Origin of the sequence: Mycobacterium parascrofulaceum ATCC BAA-614, assembly GCF_000164135.1 — a bacterium.
Lineage (GTDB): Bacteria > Actinomycetota > Actinomycetes > Mycobacteriales > Mycobacteriaceae > Mycobacterium > Mycobacterium parascrofulaceum.
On sequence record NZ_GG770554.1, the window covers coordinates 548,826 to 554,148 of the forward strand.

The following is a 5,323-nucleotide window of genomic DNA, read 5'->3' on the forward strand; positions in this document are numbered from 1 at the left end:
GGGCACCGTGGGCGTCGACATCGCCGAACTGGTAGTTAATGGTCATTGCTTAGCTCCTTAAAAGTGTTGGACTGCAGTGGTTTTCGACTGCTAGCTGCTCAGGATCTGCTGCGAGGCCTGCTCTTGCTGCTCGTAGTTGTTGGCGTCGCGGATCAGTCCGTCGCGCACTCCGTGGAGCATGTTGACGATGTTGCGGAAGGCCTGGTTGACCTGACCCATGGTGTCGTACGACGTGGCCTGGGCCTGGCCGCTCCAGCCCGAGCCGGCGATGTTCATCGAGGACGCCCACATCTTGCGGGCCTCGTCCTCGACGGTCTGGGCGTGGACCTCGAAGCGGCCCGCCATCGCCCGCATTTCGTGCGGGTCGGTCATGAAACGTGTTGCCATGTGCTTTCTCCTTATCCCTCAAGCCTTCAGTGTCGAAGTCTTAACAGTTGTAATTGATGCGGTGGTGGCCGCGTTATGGACAGATTACGGCCTGCCGGTTAACTGATCGCCTCAAACGGGTGACATGTACCCCCTAATTTCCCGTACCGGTGGTCCCGATATCAGACGACAACCTGCTTGGGCATGACGATCGGCTTGAAGCCGTACCGCGGTCCGGTGCCGTAGGCGCCGGCGCCCTTGGCCGCCGCCGCCATGCCGGGCATGCCGGGCATCGCCGCGACCGGCTCGGCCTCCGCCGCGGCCGTCCACCCCGAGCCCTCGAGGGGCGCGGTGGAGGAGGCCAGCGACGCCGGGGCGGCCGCATTCCAGCCGGCCGGCACCGACAGCCCGCCGACCGCGGAGGCCTCGCCCAGGGCGGCCGACGCACCGGCCCCCGACACCGAACCCACCATGGTGCCCTGCACCATCCCACCGGCGAGCGGCGTGACGGAGTCGGTGAGCGCGAACGGAATCGATCCGACGGTGCCAACGGTGTGCCCGAGCGACACCGCCGTCGGGATCGCGTTCATGACCCACCATGCCGCGGTGTTCACGGCGCCGTTGATCGTGTTGAGGACGGCCGGCGTGCCGAGGAAGTTGTCGATCGAGCCCAGAATCCCCGTGGTCTGGAACGGCAGGGTGGGCGCCGCGGCGGCGGCCAAAGGCGCCGCCGAGATCGGGCCCGCCAGCGCCTGAACCGTGCCGCCCGTCGAGTCGGCGGCCAGCGCGGCGCTGTCGGCGGTCGCCGCCAACCCCGGGTTCGTGGTCGACGTCAGCGGCGTCACGGGCGTGAGCACCCCGGCCACCGCCGAGGCGGCCTGGTACGCCGCCATCATGGCGGCGTCCTGGGCCCACATCGCGGCGTAGTCGGCTTCCGTCGCGGCGATCGCGGCCGAGTTGACGCCCAGGAAGTTCGTCGCGACGAGCGTCGCCAGCAACGTCCGGTTGGCCGCGATCACCGGCGGGGGCACCGTCGCCGCGAACGCCGCTTCGTACGCGGCCGCCGAGGCCGTCGCCTGGGCGCCCGCCTGCTCGAGCGTCGTCGCCGTCTCGGTCAGGTAGGCGATGATCGGCTGAGCCGCGGCCGCGGCCGCCGCCGACCCGCCGCCGGTCCAGTTCTCGGTGGTCAGCAGCGACACGATCGACTCCCACTGGGTCGCCGTGGCGCTCACCTCGGCTGCCAGGTTGGCGTACGCCGTCGCGGCGGCCATCAGTGGGGCGGCGCCGGCGCCGGCGTACATGAGTGAGGAGGTGATCTCCGGGGGAATTGCCGCAAAGTCAAGAACCATTTGTGTTTCCCGCTCCTTTTGTCTTGTGGAATTTGATGTCTTTTGAGAAAAGTGGCCGGGGACTAGACGGTCGCCGGTTTCGGCATGACGATCGGCTTGACGCCGTAGCGCGGCGCGCCGAAGCCGGCGCTGTTGCGGGCGGCGGCGCCCATTCCCGGCATGCCGGGGATAACCGTGCCGGTACCGGCCTGCGGTGCGGCGGCGGTCCAGCCCACGGTCTGCAGCGGTGCGGCGCTGGTGCCGACCACCGGGGTGGCCGGGCCGGCCCAGCTCGGCGGCACCGACAGCTTGCCGACCATGGTGGCCTGGCCCGCCGCGGCCATGGGCGCCGCGCCCATGCCCGCCATGCCGCCGCCGGCCATCGGCGTCGTGACGTCGGCCAGGCCCGCGGCGTCGGCGGCGGAACCGGCGGCGTCGGCGGCGGAGGTGTCCAGCAACCCGCCACCGGCCAGGCCCAGCAGGTCGGAACCGGCGGAGGCCCAGTTGCCGAAGCCGATGTTGCCGATGTTGGCCCCGTTGCTGGAGAGGCCGAAGATCCCGCCCAGCATCGCCGGGTTGGTGTTGTTACCGGTGCTTCCCAGCAGCCAGGACAGGTAGTCGAGGGGAGTGTTCCCAGGAGTGGCGGCGGCCTGGGCGGCCGGGGAGGCGGCGCTCGAAAGCAGGGCCTGGCTCGCGTTGATGGCCTCGGTGTCGCCGTAGCTGCCGGAGCTGATGCCCAGCGTCTGCGCATACTGTTCCAGCAGTGCCTGCGCCTCCGTGGCGATCGCCTGGTACTGGGTGCCGTACGCCGAGAAAATCGCCGCCTGCTGGGCCGACACCGGATCGGCCGCCGCGGGCGCGATCACCGTCGTCGCCGACGCGGCGCCCGCGTTCTGCGCCGCCAGGTTGGTGTTGATGCCCGACAGCAGCTGCTCGGCAGCTAGCATCTCTTCGGTCTGTGTCGTCAAAAATGACATCTATTGCTCCTTGTGCTCGGAACGAGCCGACCCCCATGCGGTGGATCGACCTGAGTGTTCGCGTAACGGCCCCTGTGCGTTGGCGTAACACTAACGACCCACGACTCCACGTTCCCGACCGAAAGCGCCAGCGTGACAGCCGTTTACGGCTTCTTAACGATGAAGCCGGCAGTTTTAACACGGTCCTGCCGCACGACATAGCGGTGTCATCTGTCATCTGGAGGAAAACCGTGGTTAAGCAGCGCGGGCGCGGATCGTAGCAAACGACTCCCCGCAACGCATGTCGGGCATTTCGCTCGTTTCGAGCGGCATGCGATGCTTCGGGATCGGCGCCGGCGCGCTAAATTCGCCGCCGGGCCCCCATAGCCCAATTGGCAGAGGCAGCGGACTTAAAATCCGCCCAGTGTCGGTTCGAGTCCGACTGGGGGCACCCGATACGAGCAGCTCACGACGCCGTCCCGATACCCCGCCGCACCGGTTCGGGCCGCCGCACAAGACCGGATCCGGGCCGTCTTCCGGTCGAGTAGAGCCTTTATGCCCTGGCTACCGGGCGTCGTCGCGGCGAAGGATCACCCGTGTGATCAAGCAAGCCCTGGTGGGCGCTGCGGTGGCTCTGGTCGTCGCCGGCTGTTCGCCCGACAGACACAGCAGCGGTGGCGGCGCCACCACGACAACGCCGAACGTTCAGGCCGTGCGGGGATGGGTCGAACTGACCAAGGCCCCCATGCAAGACCTGGGTATCGCCATGGGCAAGGCCACTTTCGCGATCAACAGCCACGATTACGCGGCTCTGAGGGCCGCCTGCCACGACGGGCATGAGGCGGCAAGCTCCCTGCAGGGCCACATGCCCTCCCCTGACAAAGAGCTCACCGTCGCGCTGCAGGCCAGCCTCGACGACTTCGACGCCGCGTCCCACTTCTGCGTCGCCGCGATCGAGGACACCGACGCGAATGAGGCCCGGCACGCGGGCGAATTCATGAATTCCGCCGAAGGACATCTCACGACCGCCACGGCCATCCGCGACCGCATCCTCAACGGGTCCGCGTAGGTCCACGCCTCGGCGGTTCCCGGCGGCAACAAACGACCAAGGGTCCGATGCGCGGGGACCTTGGCCCCTACCTCCGCTCCGCGGGGAGGGCCGACAGTGAGATCACACGGCGGCCGGGCACCCGAGAGGAGAAGGAAATGAATCGCGAAGTGAGCAAGTTCTTCTGCGGAGCGTTCGCCGGAATCGCCTACGCGCACGCGGGCTATGCCATCGCCGCCTCCGCCGGCATCATCGACGAACCCATCTTCCTCGGCAGGAAGTGGGGCGTCGGGTTCATGTGGACGGAGGCCGTCGCCTACACGGCGATCAGCGCGGCCCTGGGGTACGCCGGTTGGCGTTCACCCCCCGCGACGCCGCGCGAGGTCAGCGCGCCGGCGACGGACGGCCAGGCCGGGCGGCCCGTGAGCGCCGCGAAAGTTCCCCTGTCGACGGCGAATTGATCGATCCGGCGGAGTGCAGCGCCTCCGCCCGCACGGAAAGGACATCGCGGCCGGTATGAACGCCCGTCCCGGAAAGTGGCCGGCCGTCTGTGCGGTCCTGCTGCTGGCCGCCGTGTCGTTTTGGTCGGCGACGGCATCGGCAGATCCAGCCGATGACGCGTTCATCGCCTCCCTGGCGAACTACGGTATCGAAGTCCGCGACAGCGGGATCGCGATCGCGATGGGCCACCGGGTGTGCAAGGGATTCGACAACAACGCGAATGCGAGCGTCTTGGCGATGAAGGTGAAGCGCGATACCGATCTCTCGATGAAAGAAGCCAGCTACTTCGTCGGGCTGTCCGTCGCCGCCTACTGCCCGCAGTACCGGGGGCAGATCGATCGGTCGCTGATCTGGCTGATCCCCGGGCCCCCACTGATGTGACCCGGACGAGCCGGTAAGGCGCACGTCGACCAGCCGAACCGCGCCACGCGCAGTAAGTTGGTCGCGACCGCCACCGCGAAGGAGCCGCGCCGAAGTGACCGACGATCCGCGGGGTGACGACGTCTCCCGGCAATACGACCGGTGGGAGTATCCGCCCCCGGTAACCGATCTCGCGGCGTGGAGCAAAAATCACTGGGACTGGTTCGATCCGTTCTGGGCGCACCGCGTCTTGTGGCCGGACCGCGGGTACAAGCCGGACCTCGACATTCTCATCGCGGGTTGTGGCACCTTCCAGGCGGCGCTCTTCGCCTTCATGAACCGCGCCGCCAACGTGGTCGCGATCGACGTCAGCCGCTCGGCGCTCAACCACCAGCGGTATCTGAAGGACAAGCATGGCCTCGACAACCTGGAACTGCACCTGCTGCCCATCGAAGAGGTGTCGGCGCTTGGCCGCGACTTCGACCTGATCGTGTCCACCGGCGTGCTGCACCACATGGCGGATCCGCTCGCCGGCCTCAAAGCGCTTGGCAGGTGCCTGCGCACGGACGGGGCGCTTGGCGTCATGCTCTACGCGAAGTACGGCCGAATCGGGGTCGACATGCTCGAGTCCGCGTTCCGCGACCTGGGACTGGTGCAGGACGACGCGTCCGTCCAACTGGTGAAGGAGGCGATCGTGGTGCTGCCGGCCGATCACCCCGTCCGCCCCTACCTGAAGGGCGCGCACGACCTGCTGTCCGACGGCG

General features: G+C 68.1%; 7 protein-coding genes and 1 tRNA gene. 5 read left to right on the forward strand and 3 right to left on the reverse strand.

The window, feature by feature from the left end; all coding sequences use genetic code 11:
• Nucleotides 1-90: 90 nt before the first annotated feature.
• The 3 genes from HMPREF0591_RS12645 to HMPREF0591_RS12655 form a co-directional block, all read right to left on the reverse strand.
• Nucleotides 91-387: a WXG100 family type VII secretion target gene (locus HMPREF0591_RS12645; protein WP_007168951.1), complete on the reverse strand. Its 297-nt coding sequence runs from the start codon at nucleotides 385-387 to the stop codon at nucleotides 91-93.
• A gap of 161 nt (nucleotides 388-548) precedes the next feature.
• Nucleotides 549-1,715: a PPE family protein gene (locus HMPREF0591_RS12650; protein WP_007168952.1), complete on the reverse strand. Its 1,167-nt coding sequence runs from the start codon at nucleotides 1,713-1,715 to the stop codon at nucleotides 549-551.
• A gap of 62 nt (nucleotides 1,716-1,777) precedes the next feature.
• The gene (locus tag HMPREF0591_RS12655; RefSeq protein WP_007168953.1) at nucleotides 1,778-2,671 is read right to left on the reverse strand and encodes a PPE family protein, SVP subgroup; all 894 of its coding nucleotides are present in this window, start codon (nucleotides 2,669-2,671) and stop codon (nucleotides 1,778-1,780) included.
• Between the two features lie 356 nt (nucleotides 2,672-3,027).
• Between HMPREF0591_RS12655 and HMPREF0591_RS12660 the strand changes: the two genes are divergently transcribed.
• From HMPREF0591_RS12660 to HMPREF0591_RS12680, 5 genes are all read left to right on the forward strand, one after another.
• A tRNA-Leu gene (locus HMPREF0591_RS12660) sits at nucleotides 3,028-3,101 on the forward strand.
• A gap of 165 nt (nucleotides 3,102-3,266) precedes the next feature.
• Nucleotides 3,267-3,719 (forward strand): hypothetical protein, encoded by a 453-nt coding sequence (locus HMPREF0591_RS12665; protein WP_167310143.1) that lies wholly within the window; start codon nucleotides 3,267-3,269, stop codon nucleotides 3,717-3,719.
• Nucleotides 3,720-3,856: 137 nt separating this feature from the next.
• Nucleotides 3,857-4,159: a hypothetical protein gene (locus tag HMPREF0591_RS12670; protein ID WP_040622436.1), complete on the forward strand. Its 303-nt coding sequence runs from the start codon at nucleotides 3,857-3,859 to the stop codon at nucleotides 4,157-4,159.
• A 55-nt stretch (nucleotides 4,160-4,214) separates the two neighbouring features.
• Nucleotides 4,215-4,580, forward strand: a complete 366-nt coding sequence (locus HMPREF0591_RS12675; RefSeq protein ID WP_033725346.1) for a DUF732 domain-containing protein — start codon at nucleotides 4,215-4,217, stop codon at nucleotides 4,578-4,580.
• Between the two features lie 94 nt (nucleotides 4,581-4,674).
• A partial coding sequence (locus tag HMPREF0591_RS12680; protein ID WP_007168957.1) for a class I SAM-dependent methyltransferase occupies nucleotides 4,675-5,323 on the forward strand: 649 nt, incomplete at its 3' end.

What these genes read in the sequence shown, in the direction of transcription:
- HMPREF0591_RS12650 (WP_007168952.1), bottom strand. Translation starts at nt 1,715, where the DNA reads ATGGTTCTTGACTTTGCGGCAATTCCCCCGGAGATCACCTCCTCACTC.
- HMPREF0591_RS12655 (WP_007168953.1), bottom strand. Translation starts at nt 2,671, where the DNA reads ATGTCATTTTTGACGACACAGACCGAAGAGATGCTAGCTGCCGAGCAG.
- HMPREF0591_RS12670 (WP_040622436.1), top strand. Translation starts at nt 3,857, where the DNA reads ATGAATCGCGAAGTGAGCAAGTTCTTCTGCGGAGCGTTCGCCGGAATC.
- HMPREF0591_RS12645 (WP_007168951.1), bottom strand. Translation starts at nt 387, where the DNA reads ATGGCAACACGTTTCATGACCGACCCGCACGAAATGCGGGCGATGGCG.
- HMPREF0591_RS12675 (WP_033725346.1), top strand. Translation starts at nt 4,215, where the DNA reads ATGAACGCCCGTCCCGGAAAGTGGCCGGCCGTCTGTGCGGTCCTGCTG.